We start from the raw sequence: 16169 nt of genomic DNA, 5'->3' as shown, positions 1-16169 counted from the left end.
TTGCTAGGGCGCTATCAATTTGGCGCGGTGCGAAGGGGCGACGGCATTCGTAGGCTGTGCCTCAGCAAATGGGAGAGAGAATGATGGCCAATTCTGGGGAATTAATCACAGTCGTCGGCGCATCCGGCCGTCAAGGCATGGCGCAGGTCAAGCAAGCGTTGAGCGCGGGGTACAATGTGCGCGCGATCTCACGTCAAGAAGACCCCTTTGGCGGATCAAAGATTGATGGGATTGATCGGGTCGAAGTGCGCCCGATGGACCTTTACGATCCTGCGACGTTCAAACCCGCCCTCGAAGGGTCGGATTACATCTTTTACACCCACCCATTGCAAGCCCGTGCAGACCGCGCAGTGTTAATCGGCGAACTTGGCAAAGTGGGTGCAGAATTGGACGTCAAACGGCTGGTTTGGAACACATCAAGCTGGATCCCGGATCGCCCAGGTGACCCATTCACCTATGGCGAAAACACTAAAGGTATCAATGCATTGTGGCGCTCAGGTTGCCCGGGCACAGTGTTTGGTAGCGTGTTGTTTATGGACAATCTGCTCACCAATTGGGCGCGCCCCTTCATCGTGAATGAGGGTCGTTATGTCTATCCGCACAACCCGGCATTGGAAGCCAATTGGATCAGCCTCGATGATGTGGCGAAGTTTATGATCGCCAGTTTGGATCGCCCCGATATGGAAGGCGCGTGGATCAATATTGGTGGCCCGGAACGATTGGTCGGCAAACAGGTCACGCAATATCTGTCCGATGCGTTGGACAAAGACATCACATATGACCCGTGTTCACCTGAAGAATTTGGCCGCTATCTTGTCGAGGCCGCCGGGGATTCAATGCCCGCAGAAATGCGGGATGAATTCGCCAAAGGCATCCAAGCGTTTTACGAATACAACAACGAAGCGCCGACGCGGCCGTTCGAAGTGGATATGGACCACGTCTATGAACGCTTTCCCGAGTTGGAGGGGGAGCTGGAAACATTGGGCGATTGGACCAAACGCCAAGATTGGGGCGAGAGCAATTCCCGGCCCGCATTTGGGTAAGGGCGGTCGAACCCATGTCTGAATTGAGAGACGCGAACATCGCAGTGGCGGAACGGTTTTACACATCGTTGGCCGATGGTGATTTTGAAGCATTGGCCGCTTTGCACAGCGATGATGTCGCCTTCAACCTATTGGGTTCGACACCGGTTTCTGGGCGTTGGGAAGGCAAGGATGTCTGTTTTGGTCCTTTGGTTGCCGACGCTGTTGTCGGGAAACTGGTCCCTGAAACCGTGCAATTTTCGCGCAAATGGCGGATCATGTGCGCCGATGATCACCGGGTCGTTGGATTGATGTTCGGCGGAGGCATGGGCACCAATGGACACGAATACCTTCAAACCTATTGTCAGATCATGACCATCAAAGACGGCAAGATTGTCGAATTGCACGAATTGTTCGACACAGCTTTGGTCGAATTGGCCCTCAACGACAATCCGACTCATAAGGGGCCTAGTGTTGTTGAGCGGCCATTCGACTTTTAGGACTTACTCAGCCGCCGCGCGTTGTTCCGCCGCGAAAATCTCGAGCAATTCTTCGTCTGTCGCGTTGGTCAGCTTCGCGGCCCATTGGTGAAACACTTGTCCGCCGCGTTCGTTCTTACCGAACAAAACTTCTTTAAGCATGCCCGATTGCAGGGCCTCATGCTGACGTTTGCCCGTCGCGTAATCTTCATCGCGCACCACAATTTCTAGGAAGTCGAACTGCTCATGCGCGGATTTGATGTCGGCCTCTGTTTCGGGCTGATTTTCCATGACGTAATATTGAGTGGTGTAGCTTTCACCGACATTGTCGCCCGGGAAGAGTTGAGAGATCAACGCCCCGCGTTGTCCGCCGCCGTAAAAGCTGGCGATCGAAATGTGCGGGAAGATGGTCCAAACCCCTTGGGTTAATGCGTCGGCCGGCAATTCGTCGTCGCTCATCACCGACAGGTCGAGCATTTCATCGCTGCCCGTTTTTTGCGCGAACTTGGACGGGCTCGAAAGGCGTTGGTGAGGCCCCCAGAAAAAGTAATTGGCACGGTTGAAGAAATCGGCACCAAAAGTGTCTTTGTGCAGCACCGGCAGATGATAAAAATCGAGATAGCCATCGTAAGCCGTTTTCCAGTTTGGCCCGGACAAAGTGCGTTGCGCGAACAATGTCCAACCATCAAATCCAAACGCCGCCAACAGCGCGTCATATCCGCATAGATAATCGGGTATCGAAAGCTTGGATTCGAGGTCGAGCGTAGCCCAAATCAAACCCGCACTTTCATGGACTGGAAAACGTTTGAGGCACAGGGCTGCTTTGTCTACCGCGCCAAAATCCTTGGGGCTTGCGACACCGACCAAGCCGCCATCATTCTTGAACGTCCACCCGTGATACCCACAGGTGAAGCGCGTTGCATTGCCGGTGCCGTCGGGCACGACGGGATTGCCGCGATGACTGCACATATTGAGAAATGCCCCAACGGTGCCATCGCGTTGCCGCGTAAGGAGCAAGGGCACTCCGCCAATGTTCATCGCTTTGAAGTCACCCGGTTCTGGCAATTCGCAAGACGGCGCGACCATCAAGGGCAAACGTTTAAAGATATTGCGCTTCTCCAATTCGAACAGGTCGGGATCGGTGTATGTGCGCGCCGGGACGGAAACGATATCGTCGGCGTATTCCATCGTGTCTGCTGCGCCATGGTCAATGAGGCTGCGGGTCATAGTGATGAGTTGGTCGCGCGACATGTGTTCAATCTCCCAGAATTGATCTCAGGATGCGTTGTGATTGGCGTCCGGCGCAATGCTTGTTTTTGGGAGGGATACGCAAACGGGCGAGCCTTGCGGCCCGCCCGTAGCTTTGGTCCAAAAAGTTAGCGCCTCTTAGAACCGGAAGCTGGTTTCCACGAAGATTTGACGTCCGCGGTTTTGGGTAACAACCAGATCGTCACCGCCCACCGGCAGGAATGGGCGACCACCCGAAGTGTTGGTCCAGATTTCGTCGTTGATGTTGTTGCCTACCAAGGCAACTTTCCACCGACCGTCGGCATCACCGACCGAAACACGGGCATCAAATGTCACATAACCATCTTGAACCAAATCGTTGTTCAATGTGTCTTCATTGGTCAGATAATCGCCAGAGAAGATGGCGTTGCCACCAAGGCCAATTTCCAAACTGTCACCAACAGGGATGAACCAATCAAAGGCCACATTGCCCGAGAAGGATGGCGCCCGCGCCGCATCACGACCATCCAGATCGTCGCCACCGGCAGTGATGAACGTATCGCTAAATGAAGCGTCGAGATAGGACAGGTTGCTCGACAAGGTCAACCCTTCGACCGGGGTGCGCCAGCTGAATTCCAGATCCACACCTTGCGATGTCAATTCACCAGCGTTCAAAGTGGCGAACTGAATGTTGACCGCGTCAAAGTTTTGAACCTGAAGATCGTCAAACACATAGTGATAGACCGTCGCATTCAATGTGATGTTGCGATCATCAAACTGAGTCTTGATCCCGATCTCACCGCCGATGGTCGTTTCTGAATCAAAGATCAGAGCCGAGAAATCGCCGGACAGAGCCGCTGCGCTCAAGCTGGCGGATGGCAGCGCCGAGTTATCAATACCGCCCGATTTAAAGCCGGTCTTGAACGAGGCAAAGATGTTGATGTCGTCGCTCGCCTGATACCGCAATGTCAGCTCTGGCGAGATGTTGTCATCGGCAAAACCGATTGGGCCAGAGAAGAAACCCGGTGCCACAAAGCCTGGACCTTGAAGGAACAGGTGAAGCGCCGGGACCGAGATCGTTTGGGTCTTGGTTTCATCGGTGTACCGCACACCGCCAGAAAGCTCCAATTGATCGGTCAGGTCGAATTGCACCGAACCAAACACCGAGAATGCCTCTGTTTTGGTGACGTGCCGCTTATCCCAGTCATAGGTGAAGCCGGTGATCGGATCCGCGCCGAGGAATGAGATGTTCACCGCCTGTTGCGCCGTGTCGAACACAAAGGTGCGATCTTCATAGAACACACCGAGCATGAAGTTGAACGCTCCACCGAAATCGGAGGCAATGCGCACTTCCTGGCTGTATTGTTCCAATTCGTTCTCAGGATCGGAACAACCGACGCCGCCGGCGACAAACCCGCCTGCGCCGTCTGGAAATTGGCCGCCATATGAATAGCAGTCAAAATCGACGGCATCCATGTTGAGGAAACCGGTTGTCGATGTGAGCGTCAATGTGTCGGACAGGTCGAGGTTGAAGAGCAACCGGCCAAACCAAATCTCTGTTTCACCGAACGGAACGCCGTTGCGACCCGCAGCCGGAGATGGCGTTGGTACTCCCGGTGCAAGCGCGGCGGCTGCGTCTGGCAGGAAGTAGAGTTGATCGGTGCTGTTGCAGTCATAGCCCGGGTCAATATTGATCGCGCCGCCCAATAGGACGATGGAGTCTGCCACGCCGTTGGCGCCACAATTGATGTCCGAATGCTGGATCGCGCCATCGTTGGTGTTTTTGACATATTGCAGTTTGAGATTGGCGTCGAAGATGTCGCTCGGCTCCCAATCCAAGGTTCCGCGAACGACCAAATTGTCAGTGCCGCGGAAATCACCATTTACGGCTGGCGTTCCGGGCTGAAGCTCTAGGAACTCGTCGATATCGTTCCATTGCGCGGCAATGCGAACACCCAAAGTGTCGCTCAATGGACCGGAGAGGTAGCCATTGATCGTGTAGCCTTTTTCTTCGAATTCATACTGGGCGCGGCCACCGACTTCCCAGGTTGATGTTGGATCGGCAGAGCGGATCGCAAAAACACCTGCGGATGCCGATTTACCAAAGAAGAGCGATTGCGGCCCTTTCAGAACGTCAATTTGTTGCGTGTCGAAAAAGCCCGCCTGAACAAGGCGCATCGTTGACACTTGGACGCCGTCAAAATCAAACGCCACTGCGCTATCGAAAGCAGCAGAAATGTTGGAGGAGCCAACCCCGCGCAGCGAAAGCTGACCGCCCGAACCGGAGCCGCCGACCTGCACGTTCAATGTCGGAACGCGGCCGACCACATCGGCAACTTGGTCAACGCCGTATGCTTCGAGTGTTTCGGCGCCAATCGCGGTCACCGTAACCGGAACTTCTTGAAGAGATTCGTTTTGGCGACGAGCCTGAACCACGATCACACGATCACCAAATTCGCCGTCTTGGGCTTCTTCGGTTTCGTTGTCTTGCGCGAAAGCAACCTGTGGGGCGCATGCGAAAGCTGCGATGGCTGCTCCGCTCATTAAGGCGCGGCGAAAACCGCCATTGGTGGCAATTCGGGTGTTGTCTGTGATCATCATGCTCTCTCCCTTTAAGGTCCGGAGCGATGGCTCCGTCGCTTGTTCCCCAATCCTTCTTTCGAAGGTCCTGCGTTGGCTTACGAGCCAACTGTCAGTGTGATGGAGAGTGTATGGAGAGGGGTATCCCGGCTCATCTAGCAAAAGCGCTAGGGATCATCGGAAAGTGCGACTATTTGGTCACAATGCCACGTCAAAGCCCAAAGCCGTAACGTCAGCTTACGTAAGCGGAAGGGCCATAAAACTCAATTTGGGCGATCAGTTGGCGCGATTTGCTTCCATTTCCATTTGCGAAACGCGCGGATCATTGGGCCAAACCCATTCGTCGCCGATCACCTGTTCGACGGCTAGGGGACCAGGGACATTGCCTTTTCCAATCATGCGGTCACAGCTTTGGTGAAAGGAATAGATCCGGGCCTCTTGATACGACAACGGCACGCTTTTGAAGGCGGCGCTTTGCATCGATTTTTGAATCGCTTCGCCGAATTGCGTGTCTTCAAGGATGATGGGGCTCATATCGCGGCCATTCGGTTTGGATGGGTCGGGAACGGTCCAAAGGTCAGGTGCCGGTTCATCGCCCCAATCGAGCGCCATCGTCACCAATTCTAACCGTGTCGTTGTCAAAGATGTCGGCCAAAACACCAATGGCGGAACGAAGAAATTGGAGAGCGGAGAGACCCAATTGGGAAACAGCGTGTAGCTTTGCGTGTGGGTTCGGCCCAACTCGCCGACGCTTTCGATTTGCTGCCACCCCGGCGGGCTATCGACGGCGCGTACATGTTCGCGATCGGTGTCGCTCGGGGGCGGGGCGAGCATGCGGGCATGGCCATTGGGATACATCGTGTTGAGATTGCGCTTTGAATCGACCAGCGGCGCAACCGTCTCAGGATGGATAAAGGGGACGTGATAGACCTCCATATTGGCCTCCATCGCAACCTTCCAATTGCAATTCAGATCAAAGGAGTGACGCGATGCGAGGCGCACCCGGTCGAGGGCAAATTCGTCCCATTCATCAAGTATCGGCCCCATCCATTCGGTCAACGGCATAGCGTCATCATCAAAATTCACGAAGATGACATTGCCCACCAATTCGCACCGAACCGGGATCAATCCGCGGCAAGACATATCGAAATCAGGGGGGAAATCCTGCCGCTCGGGCACCCCAATCAGTGTGCCGTCGGTTTTGTATGTCCAATTGTGATAGCCGCACATCAAACGCGATGATTTGCCGAAATCTTCGGTGACAACCGGCGCCCCGCGATGCCGACACGTGTTGTAGAACGCGCGGACTATTCCATCCATCCCATGGACAATGATGATCGGGTCACCCGCATTGTGCCACCGCATATAGCAACCCGGCTCTGGCACTTCATCAATATGCCCTGCGAACAGCCAACTTTTGCGGAAGATGTGTTCTTGTTCGAGAGCGTAATACTCTGCGCTGGTGTAGCGGGCGGCGGGCATGTCGGGCAGTTTGGGAAAGCCTTTTGGCGGACCAGAGCGTTGCCCTTCCCATTCCATCAGGGCTTTCAATCGTGCGACTTCGCTCGGACCAATCATCGACCTCTCCCGCCTGTATAAATAGTCCATCACGCAAAGCCGACACCTGACACTTTGGTTGGGAGGGAAGCACAAAATGATGCCCTCATCGGTTTAAGTAGTGGCGTGACGCGCCGTCGGTCTTAGTCTGCGTGATCAAACAAGCGCTTTTGGGAGAGAGCATGAATACGACTGGGACAGGACGGGTCGAGGGCCGCGTGGCTCTCGTAACAGGCGGGGCAATGGGTCTGGGTAAGGCGGATTGTGAACGGCTGGCCAGTGAAGGCGCAAAGGTCATCGTCACCGATCGCGAGGTCGAATTGGCGCACGAAGTGGCGGACAGCATTGGCGGAGACGCGATGGCGTTGGATGTCACCGATGAACAGCAATGGAAAGACGTGATGCAGGCCGTTCAAGAACGGCATGGTGGACTGGATATTCTGGTCAACAACGCGGGCAATGTGATCTTTGAAACAATCGAAGATTGCTCGCTCGACCATTTCAAGCTGCATTTAGACATTCACGTCAGCGGCACATTCTTAGGCTGTAAATATGCGATGCCGTTGATGAAACATCGGCACAAGACAAATGGCGGGGGCGGATCCAGCATAGTCAATATGGCTTCGACTGCGGCTTTGATGGGGTATCCTATGATTCCTGCCTACACCGCTGCGAAAGGGGCGATTTCATCCATGACACGCAGCATCGCAATGCACTGTCAGGACGAAGGATACGGCATTCGCTGCAACGCCTTGGCGCCCGGCGGGATTGAAACCCCGATGGTTCGCGATATTTCTGGCCGCGCGGGTGAGGAATTGATGAAGATCGATCCCGGCCCCTTGCCGCAAGACGGTTTGGGCGACGCGCATGATGTTGCCGGATGCGTGCTTTTCCTTGCGAGTGACGATGCGCGGTTCCTTAATGGTTTGACGATCCCGGTGGACAATGGCCTCGACGCCAGACCGCACCACTGAGCCATCGAGCCCAGAGCCGGTCACCACCGGCCAGTCGCCGCCCGAAAAGGGTGAAGGCGTGTATCGTTGGTACGTGCTTGGTCTTCTTACATTGGTCAGCATGTTTTCCATCGCGGACCGGCTGGTTTTTGCCATTCTGTTGGAAGACATAAAGGCGGAATTCGACTTTTCTGACGCTCAGATCGGATTGATTGGGGGGCTGGCCTTTGCCGCCACCTATGTGATCGTTGGCTTTCCCGCTGCGCGTTTGGCCGATCGGTCCGTGCGCAAAAACATCGTGTCCGCCGCCATCACGTTTTGGAGTGGAATGACCGCTTTGTGTGGATTGGCAACCGGCTTTTGGACGTTGTTTCTCGCGCGTACCGGCGTAGGCGTGGGCGAAGGGTGTTCTGGGCCTGCGTCGCAGAGCCTCGTATCCGACTATTTCCGGCGTGATGAATTGGCCAAGGCGATGGGTTTCCTCACCCTTGGCGCCACGGTCGGCACGGCCAGTGGATTGTTGGTTGGCGGACAATTGAACGAGCTTTTCGGTTGGCGTTGGGCGTTCGTTTTGATGGGTTTGCCGGGCATCGCGATCGGCGCGATCGTGTATTTCACCATGCGAGAACCGCGCAGAGGCCAATACGCTCCCAAAGAGGCCAAGATTGAACAACCTCCTTTGCGCGAAGGCATAAAGACATTGGTTGATAACCGCGTCTTTATGGGCTTCGCAGTGGGCTGGGCGGTGCAAATCATGATCGGATACGCCCTCGCTGTGTGGATGGCTGCCGTCATGATGCGCAGCTTTGACATTTCCAGCGGCGATGTGGGCATTTACCTTGGGCTTGCGTTTTTGTTGGGCGGTATACCGGGCCCGATTTTGGGTGGTTATGTGGCCGGTTGGTTGACTCGTCGTGACGAACGGTGGCGCGCATGGCTGCCGGGCATCGTAAGCTTAGGCTGTGTCGCGCCCTTGGCTGTTAGCCTGTCTTCAGGAGCGTTCTGGCCGTTTCTCGGCTTTTTCGCGCTCGCTTACGGCATCTATGTGGCCAGCCAGGCGCCAATCCTATCGGGGATTCAGGCTGCTGTTGAACCGGGCCAGCGTGGGTTTGCGGTGGCGATGGCGCTCTTCTTCAACAATCTCGTTGGGCAGGCATTGGGCCTGTATGTCATCGGTTGGATCAGCGATTGGCTTGCCCCCACTCAACAGACACAATCTCTCACTATTGCGGTGTTCGCGGTGTGTCTTGCTTCTGGCGTCGCGGCGATGGCTGTGTTCGCTTGGACCGCGGCGCAAATGCGCGGCTCTGGCCATCTTGATCGGATGGCTGCCGACTAAAAGCCGGGGTGGATCGACATCATCGCGCCATCCACCAACAATTCCGATCCGGTCATATACGCGCATTCATCCGATGCGAGAAAAGCAATAGCTGACGCCGTTTCAGAAGGGTCCGCCAAGCGGTTCATCGGCGATGTCGCCGCCACGGCTTCTTTCAATCCGGGCGCAACATTCTCAGCCTGAGCCAGAATGTTTGTGTCGGTTGCACCGGGGATGACGGTGTTGCACCGGATGTTGTACCCCTGTTTCGCGCAATGTGTTGCGACCGATTTGGAAAGCACCCGCACGGCCCCTTTGCTAGAACAATAGGCCACGTCGCTGGGCAATGCGCCGATCGCAGACGTTGAACTAATGTTGATGATGGACCCCGACGATCCATCTTGGCCGATAAAGGGATTTTCCTTCATCGCCGCGATGGCCGCCCGGCAACCGGCCATCGTTCCTTTGATGTTGATGTTGTAAATCCGATCCCACATTTCATCGGTGACATCTTCGATCGACATCGATGAAACCGTGCCTGCATTGTTGACCAGAATATCCAGCCGGCCCCAACGGTCCACTGCCTGCGCGACAATGTCAGGCCATGCCGCAAAGTCGGCGACGTCGTGGACGGCAAAGGCCGCGCCTGCCTCTTCGCACACGGGCTCACCCCATTCGGTGTTGATATCCGTCCCCAAGACTTCGGCACCATCGGCCCTCAACCGACGCACGGTGGCCGCGCCAATTCCGCTGGCGCAGCCGGTGACGATGGCGACCTTTCCTTTAAGATCCGGCATTACTCTGCCTGTTGCCAGACCGCTGCGCTTGGGCGGGCATTGTGAGTTTCAACGAAACGGGCAAGGTTGTCCGTTCCCTCAGGCAGTTTCCATCCCACAGTGAACCCAAAATTGGCAAAGCAGAACATAAGCAAATCGGCGAAGGTGAAACGGCCAAGGGCCAAGTGATTGCTGTCGCCCAAGACGCTGTCGAAGAACCGCCATTTTTCGTCGGACATGGCCGACAATTCTGCGCCCGCTTCGACGCTAACGACGCTCATCCGGGGTTCGAACATTGGCCGTCCACCGCCTGCGCGAAAACCCATTGTCATTGGGACTACAATCTCTTGATCGAAGAGCCGTGCCCATTTGCGCACTTCCGCGCGTTCACGGGCGTTTTCTCCGAACAAGTTTGGTGTTGGATGACTCTCTTCGATAAATTCACATATTGGCCAACTTTCCGTCAAACAGGTGCCATCATCCAATTCTAATGTTGGAATTGTGCCAAGCGGGTTTTTGGCGGTGTATTCGGCGCTTTGGCGATTTTCGCCGGTGATGATGTCGTAATGGACCCGTTCAAAATCGCTTCCTTCTTCCATTCCTTTTTCGGTAAGGAACATCCGCACAAGGCGCGGATTGGGGCCTAAGCTGGAATGCAGTTTGGTCATCATCTATCTCCTGAATGGATGGGCTGTTTTATCTTTTATGCATCCAGGCCGCTATCGGGCCCTGATAAATGCGATAGGCGCAGATGGGATGGGGTCGTCCATCGGTCGAATATTCGTTCTCATCCCGCACTTTGCCCTTGCGCGGATCGCCCGCTCTTAGCATCTTAGAGGGTATGAGCAGCGACGGCGAAAATGATCCACCCAAAACAGGGCAGCCCAACAGCGCCCGCCAATTGTTTGGCCATAAGGCCGGCGCAAAACCGTGGGAAGAGCCAACGGTGAATGCGCAATCAACGCCGAATAGCACACCCACTAAACCCTCCGCCCCGGCGGCATCGGCATCGGCAAAGGCAAAGGCTTCTACGCCGTATCCCCGCGATTCCAAATACGCACCACGGCCCGAACCGACCGACGCATCTGATCCTCCCGCGGTCCGCAAATCGATATTGGGTGAGGTCGATGATGAAGGTGAGTTGACCAACCTGCATCCCAATTACAAATTGTTGATGCGGTTTGGCGCTGTGATTGGGGCGGTGATCCTAATGATCGTCGCGATAATCGCCGACGAATTGGTCAGCGGCGAATTTGGTATCCCGTATGGCTTCATCACGGGGCCGGCGGTTCTTTTTGCGTTGTTCCTCATCATTCGCATCCCGGCCGCGCGATACAATGCGCGCGGCTATCAAATCAGCCGCGACCGGCTGCGTGTGGTTCGCGGGATTATGTGGCATTCCGACACGGTGGTGCCATTTGGCCGCGTCCAACACATCGATGTTGACCAAGGTCCGATTGAACGGGCCATGGGTATCGCAACCATGACCCTGCACACAGCCGGTAGTCACAACGCATCGGTTCGCTTGCCCGGATTGGGGCATGAATTGGCGATTGAAATGCGCGAGGAAATCCGCGCGCACATTAAACGCGAAACGTTGTGAACGTGAACGATAGCGCACCGGAAACACCAAACGTCGAACCGCGCAACACCGCGCCATTGAGCGTGCTTGTGGGCACGTTAAGCGGCCTTCAAAATGCGATTTTCCCTGCGGTCTTCGCCGGTTTCAGCGCGCGCTCCAGCGGATTGGCCCTATTAATCGGGCTGGGCGTTGGTGTGGCGATCGCCGTTGTTTCGGCGTTCTTCTCTTATATCCGATGGAAACGGCTGACATACACAATCGGCGCGACAGATATTCGCGTGGAAAGCGGCGTTCTTAGCCGGTCTGCGCGATCGGTCCCGTTTGAACGGATTCAAGATGTCAGCCTTGAGCAAAAATTGCTCCCTCGCTTGTTCGGTCTGGTGTCGGTCAAGTTTGAAACCGGCGCGGGCGGGGGAGATGACCTAAGCCTGACATATCTGCGCGAGGCCGATGGCGAAGAATTGCGCCAATTGGTCCGTGAACGCCGCGATGGCGCCGAATCCGCCGTCGTTGATGCAAGCGGAGAAGCGACCGAAACCATCGCAGAAGAGCAAGGCGAACCATTGTTCGCGATGGGGCCGGGGCGGTTGTTCACCTTTGGCCTCTTCGAATTCTCACTGGCTGTTTTCGCGGTGTTGGCCGGTTTGGCACAATATGCGAGCAGCTTGTTCGAATTTGAATTTTGGAACGCGGATCTTTGGCTGGGCTGGGTTGAGGATCAAGGCGGGCAATTGCGCCAAGCAAGCACGGGGCTTCAGGTGTTGGGCGCGATCGCTTCGTTGATTGCGGTTTTTGTGGTGGGATCGATGACCGGGATGTTACGCGTCTTCACCCGAGAATGGGGCTTTTTGTTGGAACGCACAGCGCGCGGTTTTAGGCGGCGTCGCGGCCTGTTCACCCGCACCGACGTTGTGATGCCCGTTCATCGGGTTCAGGGTGTTAAGATCGGGACTCGGTTCTTGCGCTATCGTTTCGGCTGGCACGGGCTGAGCTTCGTCAGTCTTGCCCAAGATAGCGGCGCATCAAGCCACGTGGTCGCACCATTTGCAAAAATGCACGAGATCGCACCTATTGTGGAGGCGGCAGGATTTCGTTTACCCGGCCCAGACGCCGATTGGCGGCGCGCAAGTGGGCGTTACATGGTCGATAGCGCGTTTTGGGATGCGGCGTTCTTTTTGATCGCTGCCGCAATCGCATTTGTGACAACGTCTATATTTTCGCCCGACTGGACCGCGCTGGCGACGGGAATTCCCCTTGTAATGGCGGGCATTGCTGCCATCGCGAATGCGATGGCTTGGCGGTTTCAGCGCCACGCATTGGACGCCGATCAGATCATGGCGACAAAAGGTGTTTTGTCCCCGCGCAGTCAGATTGCCACGCGGCTAAAACTTCATTCGGTTGAAATTTCGCAAGGGCCAATCGCGCGATTGCGTGGGTATGCGACGCTGCATCTGGGTCAGGCGGGAGGCGAATTTTCGGTGCCCGGTGTTCCGGTCGAACGCGCCCGCGAAGTGCGCCGCGAAGTGTTGGAAACCATCGCGCAAACAGACTTTTCCCAGCTAGAAAAAGCTTAGACTTTGTTAGGCCCGCAGATGCGACCAATCTGGGTTCGCATCCAATTTCTTCGCGACGTACCAACATTGCGGATCGATTGTGAAACTGTGCTCAATGGCGTCCTCGACCAATCGCTCCACCAACAACGCGGCAATCCCGCGCCCGCCAATTTCGGGCGGTACAATTGTGTGGGTTGCGACGCGGACATTGTGCCCACTGGGTTCCCATTCCAACGTGCCAACCGCTTTCTCGCCGGGGACTTCGGCGATGTATTTGCCGCCTGCGCCCTCGCTCACATGAGTGATCGAGACGCCTTGATTTTGATCCGTCATAGGTTTGTTCCGTCTTGCGCTTGGCGGTATCGCGAGTAGAGGCGATGGTTGATGACTAAGCTAAAGCCCTTCCTTTCGGATAACGCCGCGCCCGTCCACCCCAATGTGTGGGAGGCGATGCGCACAGCCGACAGCGCCGATAATCCCTACGATGGGGATGCATTATCGGCGCAGTTAGATGCTCGTTTCACCGATTTGTTTGGGCGCGAGTGCGCCGCCTTATGGGTGGCGACTGGTACATCGGCCAATTGCCTTGCCTTGGGCACGCTGTGCCAACCGCATGGCGGAGTAGTTTGCCACGAAGAGGCTCACATCGAAGTGGATGAAGGCGGTGCGCCCGGTTTCTATCTCCACGGTGCCAAATTGATCCATGCGTCGGGTGATGGTGCCAAACTGACACCGGCGGGCATTGCGGCGGTGATTGATCCGATCCGTGATGATGTGCACCAGGTTCAAGCCCACGCAATATCCATCACGCAGGCAAGTGAATATGGGCGCAGCTACACCCCACAAGAGCTCACTGCTCTGTGTGACTTTGCCAAGACGCGCGGATTGGGCATGCATATGGATGGCGCGCGTTTCGCCAATGCGGCTGCGTTTTTGGGCGGTTCCGCCGCCGTCGCCGCGGGTGATGTCGATAGCCTAGCGTTTGGCTGCATCAAGAACGGAGCGATGAGCGCAGAGGCAGTCATCCTGTTCGATCCCGATCGCGCCGCAGAAGTAAAATACCGCCGGAAACGGGCTGGGCACCTGCAATGCAAAGGCCGGTATCTCGCCGCGCAAATTTTGGCGATGCTTAACGGTGATCTGTGGCTTTCCAATGCACGGCACGCCAACGCCGCTGCTCAAGAGATTGCCGCCGGTTGCGGCGATCGTTTGATGCATGCTGTTGAAGCCAATGAATTGTTCGTGCGGCTTTCGGGCGCCGAACGCGATGCGTTACGCTCGCAGGATTTCGCGTTCTACGATTGGGGCGATGACGCTGCGCGATTTGTGACCGCGTGGGATACCCGCGCAGAAGACGCCGCGGCGCTCGGTAAAGCGATCGCCAGCTTGTGAGCGGGGCCCAAACTCCGATGCTTTCTTGGAAAGTCATCATCCCGTTTATCCTGACCGGATCGATTTGGGGATCGACATGGTTCGTCATCACCGGACAGATTGACGGCGTACCTGCAGCTTGGTCGGTTTTTTACCGTTTTGCGCTGGCGACCCCGGCGTTGTTTCTTGTCGCGTTTTTGATGAAACGTCGATTGCTGCTCACCCGTCCAGAGCACAAGCTCGCCGCGTTGGTGGGTGTCTTTCAATTCAGCGGTAATTTCCTGTTCGTCTATCACGCGGAATTGTATGTCACATCGGGCATTGTTGCGATGATGTTTGGGCTATTGATGGTGCCCAACGCTCTGTTTGGCAGGTTGTTTTTGGGCGAACGGGTGCAAAGCGGTTTCATGTTGGGCAGCGCGGTCGCGATTGCGGGCGTCATGTTCTTGTTGGTGCACGAATGGAGTGACAATCCCGATGCTGGCGTGATCGGCGGGAACGTCGCGTTGGGCATAGGACTTGCCTTTGTCGGTATCCTCGCCGCGTCGATTGCGAACGTTATTCAAGCAAACCCAACCGGACGCGGCGTGCCAATGGTCAGCTTGCTCGCTTGGGCGATGCTGTATGGCACCGTATTTGATCTGGGCTTTGCCTTGCTAACGGCGGGGCCGCCTCCATTCCCGGCAAGCACCGATTACTGGGCGGGGATCGTTTATCTTGCGCTGATTGGATCGGTCATAACTTTTCCGCTGCATTACAATTTGGTGCGGGAGATTGGCGCGGGGCGCACGGCCTACAATTCGATCCTGACGATTTCGGTGGCGATGCTAATTTCAACCGTGTTCGAAGGGTATCAGTGGACTGTCCTCACCGCTGGCGGAATGATTTTGGCGGTTGTCGGAATGGTGTTGGCCTTGCGCTCAAAGCAGAGCCGCTAACCCTTCGGCATAGGTGGGGTATTTCGGGTTCCAGCCCAACACGCGCTTTGCCTTGCCATTGGCGACACGGCGATTCTCCGAATAAAAACCCAAAGCCAGCTCGGAAAGATTCGCCTGTTCCAATGTTTGCAGCGGCGGCGGCTCCAGCCCAAGCAGTTGGCACGCCAATTCGGTGACGGCATTGCCGCTTGCTGGTAAATCGTCGCCCAAATTGTACGCCCCCGCGGGCGCATCACCGATCAAGGCCGCAACCACGCCGCTGCTTATGTCATCCACGTGCACCCGACTGAACACTTGGCCGGGCATTGCGATCCGGCGGGCTTTGCCGGTTTGCACTCGTTCCAGCGCGCTGCGCCCTGGCCCATAGATGCCGGGAAGGCGGAACACGCGCGCACCCATTTCAACCCATCTGCGATCCGCATCGGAACGCGCATTGCGCCGCCCGGTGCCGGTCGGCGCGCTTTCATCAACCCATGCCCCTTGTCGGTCGCCATAGACGCCGGTCGAAGACAAATATCCCAGCCAGATATTGGATAGGGATGATCCGTATTGGTCGAGCACCGCATCCTCCCCACGTTTGCGATCGGGTGGCACCGAGGATAACACATGGCTCGCCCGGCCTAAGGCTGCACTAACCGCGCCATGATCGGTAAAATCGATGTTTCCGTCGCTGCCGGTGGCGTCCACATCCCAACCGCGCGCAACCATTGCGTCGGCGATGCGTTTGGCGGTGTAGCCGAGTCCAAAAATCAACAATCGAGCCATGTGAAAGCTTCTGGCGCTGGACGCGGGCCGAAATCAATCTAAATCAAC

The 16169-nt window shown here is 56.1% G+C and carries 15 protein-coding genes; 8 read left to right on the top strand and 7 right to left on the bottom strand.

What is annotated here, in order from left to right; genetic code table 11:
* The first annotated feature begins 80 nt into the window (after positions 1 to 80).
* Together BQ8290_RS08630 and BQ8290_RS08625 are read left to right on the top strand one after the other, a co-directional pair.
* Positions 81 to 1043 carry an SDR family oxidoreductase gene (locus BQ8290_RS08630; protein WP_337661245.1) on the top strand — a complete coding sequence of 321 codons (963 nt, stop codon included), beginning with the start codon at positions 81 to 83 and terminating at the stop codon, positions 1041 to 1043.
* Between the two features lie 14 nt (positions 1044 to 1057).
* Positions 1058 to 1522, top strand: a complete 465-nt coding sequence (locus tag BQ8290_RS08625; protein ID WP_108789330.1) for a nuclear transport factor 2 family protein — start codon at positions 1058 to 1060, stop codon at positions 1520 to 1522.
* Positions 1523 to 1525: 3 nt separating this feature from the next.
* On the opposite strand, the gene BQ8290_RS08620 is transcribed toward BQ8290_RS08625, so the two are convergent.
* The 3 genes from BQ8290_RS08620 to BQ8290_RS08610 all read right to left on the bottom strand — a co-directional run bounded on the left by BQ8290_RS08620 (position 1526) and on the right by BQ8290_RS08610 (position 6886).
* Positions 1526 to 2752 (bottom strand): SRPBCC family protein, encoded by a 1227-nt coding sequence (locus BQ8290_RS08620; protein ID WP_108789328.1) that lies wholly within the window; start codon positions 2750 to 2752, stop codon positions 1526 to 1528.
* Between the two features lie 135 nt (positions 2753 to 2887).
* On the bottom strand, positions 2888 to 5329 hold the full coding sequence (locus tag BQ8290_RS08615; RefSeq protein WP_108789326.1) for a TonB-dependent receptor domain-containing protein: 2442 nt from the start codon (positions 5327 to 5329) through the stop codon (positions 2888 to 2890).
* Positions 5330 to 5584: 255 nt separating this feature from the next.
* Positions 5585 to 6886, bottom strand: coding sequence for an aromatic ring-hydroxylating oxygenase subunit alpha (locus BQ8290_RS08610; RefSeq protein ID WP_337661244.1), 1302 nt, complete (start codon positions 6884 to 6886; stop codon positions 5585 to 5587).
* A 161-nt stretch (positions 6887 to 7047) separates the two neighbouring features.
* Here BQ8290_RS08610 and BQ8290_RS08605 point away from each other — a divergent pair, with 161 nt between their 5' ends.
* The gene (locus tag BQ8290_RS08605; RefSeq protein ID WP_108789324.1) at positions 7048 to 7839 is read left to right on the top strand and encodes an SDR family oxidoreductase; all 792 of its coding nucleotides are present in this window, start codon (positions 7048 to 7050) and stop codon (positions 7837 to 7839) included.
* Positions 7811 to 9157 carry an MFS transporter gene (locus tag BQ8290_RS08600; RefSeq protein ID WP_108789322.1) on the top strand — a complete coding sequence of 449 codons (1347 nt, stop codon included), beginning with the start codon at positions 7811 to 7813 and terminating at the stop codon, positions 9155 to 9157. The genes BQ8290_RS08605 and BQ8290_RS08600 overlap by 29 nt, the downstream gene beginning before the upstream one ends.
* Here the strand turns inward: BQ8290_RS08600 and BQ8290_RS08595 are convergent.
* Entirely contained in the window at positions 9154 to 9933 is a 780-nt protein-coding gene (locus BQ8290_RS08595) for an SDR family oxidoreductase (RefSeq protein ID WP_108789320.1), read from the bottom strand. The two genes, BQ8290_RS08600 and BQ8290_RS08595, sit on opposite strands and share 4 nt — an antisense overlap.
* Positions 9933 to 10583: a glutathione S-transferase N-terminal domain-containing protein gene (locus tag BQ8290_RS08590; RefSeq protein WP_108789318.1), complete on the bottom strand. Its 651-nt coding sequence runs from the start codon at positions 10581 to 10583 to the stop codon at positions 9933 to 9935. Before BQ8290_RS08590 ends, BQ8290_RS08595 begins: the two co-directional genes overlap by 1 nt.
* 80 nt (positions 10584 to 10663) lie before the next feature.
* On the opposite strand from BQ8290_RS08590, the gene BQ8290_RS15160 reads away from it, so the two are divergent.
* Complete coding sequence (locus BQ8290_RS15160) at positions 10664 to 11515, top strand: PH domain-containing protein (protein WP_337661243.1); 852 nt, start codon at positions 10664 to 10666, stop codon at positions 11513 to 11515.
* A complete protein-coding gene (locus tag BQ8290_RS08580) occupies positions 11512 to 13068 on the top strand; it encodes a PH domain-containing protein (protein ID WP_337661242.1) in 1557 nt (518 codons plus the stop codon). Before BQ8290_RS15160 ends, BQ8290_RS08580 begins: the two co-directional genes overlap by 4 nt.
* Before the next feature lie 6 nt (positions 13069 to 13074).
* On the opposite strand, the gene BQ8290_RS08575 is transcribed toward BQ8290_RS08580, so the two are convergent.
* Entirely contained in the window at positions 13075 to 13380 is a 306-nt protein-coding gene (locus BQ8290_RS08575; protein ID WP_108789314.1) for an N-acetyltransferase, read from the bottom strand.
* A gap of 51 nt (positions 13381 to 13431) precedes the next feature.
* Between BQ8290_RS08575 and BQ8290_RS08570 the strand changes: the two genes are divergently transcribed.
* Together BQ8290_RS08570 and BQ8290_RS08565 are read left to right on the top strand one after the other, a co-directional pair.
* The gene (locus BQ8290_RS08570; protein WP_108789312.1) at positions 13432 to 14439 is read left to right on the top strand and encodes a beta-eliminating lyase-related protein; all 1008 of its coding nucleotides are present in this window, start codon (positions 13432 to 13434) and stop codon (positions 14437 to 14439) included.
* A 17-nt stretch (positions 14440 to 14456) separates the two neighbouring features.
* Complete coding sequence (locus tag BQ8290_RS08565) at positions 14457 to 15356, top strand: EamA family transporter (protein ID WP_108789310.1); 900 nt, start codon at positions 14457 to 14459, stop codon at positions 15354 to 15356.
* Here BQ8290_RS08565 and BQ8290_RS08560 read toward each other — a convergent pair.
* On the bottom strand, positions 15339 to 16121 hold the full coding sequence (locus BQ8290_RS08560) for an NAD(P)-dependent oxidoreductase (protein ID WP_108789308.1): 783 nt from the start codon (positions 16119 to 16121) through the stop codon (positions 15339 to 15341). The genes BQ8290_RS08565 and BQ8290_RS08560 overlap by 18 nt on opposite strands.
* Positions 16122 to 16169 lie beyond the last annotated feature (48 nt).

It is taken from the genome of Erythrobacter sp. Alg231-14, assembly GCF_900149685.1.
Taxonomy (GTDB): Bacteria; Pseudomonadota; Alphaproteobacteria; order Sphingomonadales; family Sphingomonadaceae; genus Erythrobacter.
The sequence above is the reverse complement of the archived record's forward strand: the minus strand, read 5'-3'. Positions and strand labels throughout refer to the sequence as shown.

What these genes read in the sequence shown, in the direction of transcription:
- BQ8290_RS08630 (WP_337661245.1), top strand. Translation starts at nt 81, where the DNA reads ATGATGGCCAATTCTGGGGAATTAATCACAGTCGTCGGCGCATCCGGC.
- BQ8290_RS08625 (WP_108789330.1), top strand. Translation starts at nt 1,058, where the DNA reads ATGTCTGAATTGAGAGACGCGAACATCGCAGTGGCGGAACGGTTTTAC.
- BQ8290_RS08620 (WP_108789328.1), bottom strand. Translation starts at nt 2,752, where the DNA reads ATGTCGCGCGACCAACTCATCACTATGACCCGCAGCCTCATTGACCAT.
- BQ8290_RS08615 (WP_108789326.1), bottom strand. Translation starts at nt 5,329, where the DNA reads ATGATGATCACAGACAACACCCGAATTGCCACCAATGGCGGTTTTCGC.
- BQ8290_RS08610 (WP_337661244.1), bottom strand. Translation starts at nt 6,886, where the DNA reads ATGATTGGTCCGAGCGAAGTCGCACGATTGAAAGCCCTGATGGAATGG.
- BQ8290_RS08605 (WP_108789324.1), top strand. Translation starts at nt 7,048, where the DNA reads ATGAATACGACTGGGACAGGACGGGTCGAGGGCCGCGTGGCTCTCGTA.
- BQ8290_RS08600 (WP_108789322.1), top strand. Translation starts at nt 7,811, where the DNA reads ATGGCCTCGACGCCAGACCGCACCACTGAGCCATCGAGCCCAGAGCCG.
- BQ8290_RS08595 (WP_108789320.1), bottom strand. Translation starts at nt 9,933, where the DNA reads ATGCCGGATCTTAAAGGAAAGGTCGCCATCGTCACCGGCTGCGCCAGC.
- BQ8290_RS08590 (WP_108789318.1), bottom strand. Translation starts at nt 10,583, where the DNA reads ATGATGACCAAACTGCATTCCAGCTTAGGCCCCAATCCGCGCCTTGTG.
- BQ8290_RS15160 (WP_337661243.1), top strand. Translation starts at nt 10,664, where the DNA reads ATGGGATGGGGTCGTCCATCGGTCGAATATTCGTTCTCATCCCGCACT.
- BQ8290_RS08575 (WP_108789314.1), bottom strand. Translation starts at nt 13,380, where the DNA reads ATGACGGATCAAAATCAAGGCGTCTCGATCACTCATGTGAGCGAGGGC.
- BQ8290_RS08570 (WP_108789312.1), top strand. Translation starts at nt 13,432, where the DNA reads ATGACTAAGCTAAAGCCCTTCCTTTCGGATAACGCCGCGCCCGTCCAC.
- BQ8290_RS08565 (WP_108789310.1), top strand. Translation starts at nt 14,457, where the DNA reads ATGCTTTCTTGGAAAGTCATCATCCCGTTTATCCTGACCGGATCGATT.
- BQ8290_RS08560 (WP_108789308.1), bottom strand. Translation starts at nt 16,121, where the DNA reads ATGGCTCGATTGTTGATTTTTGGACTCGGCTACACCGCCAAACGCATC.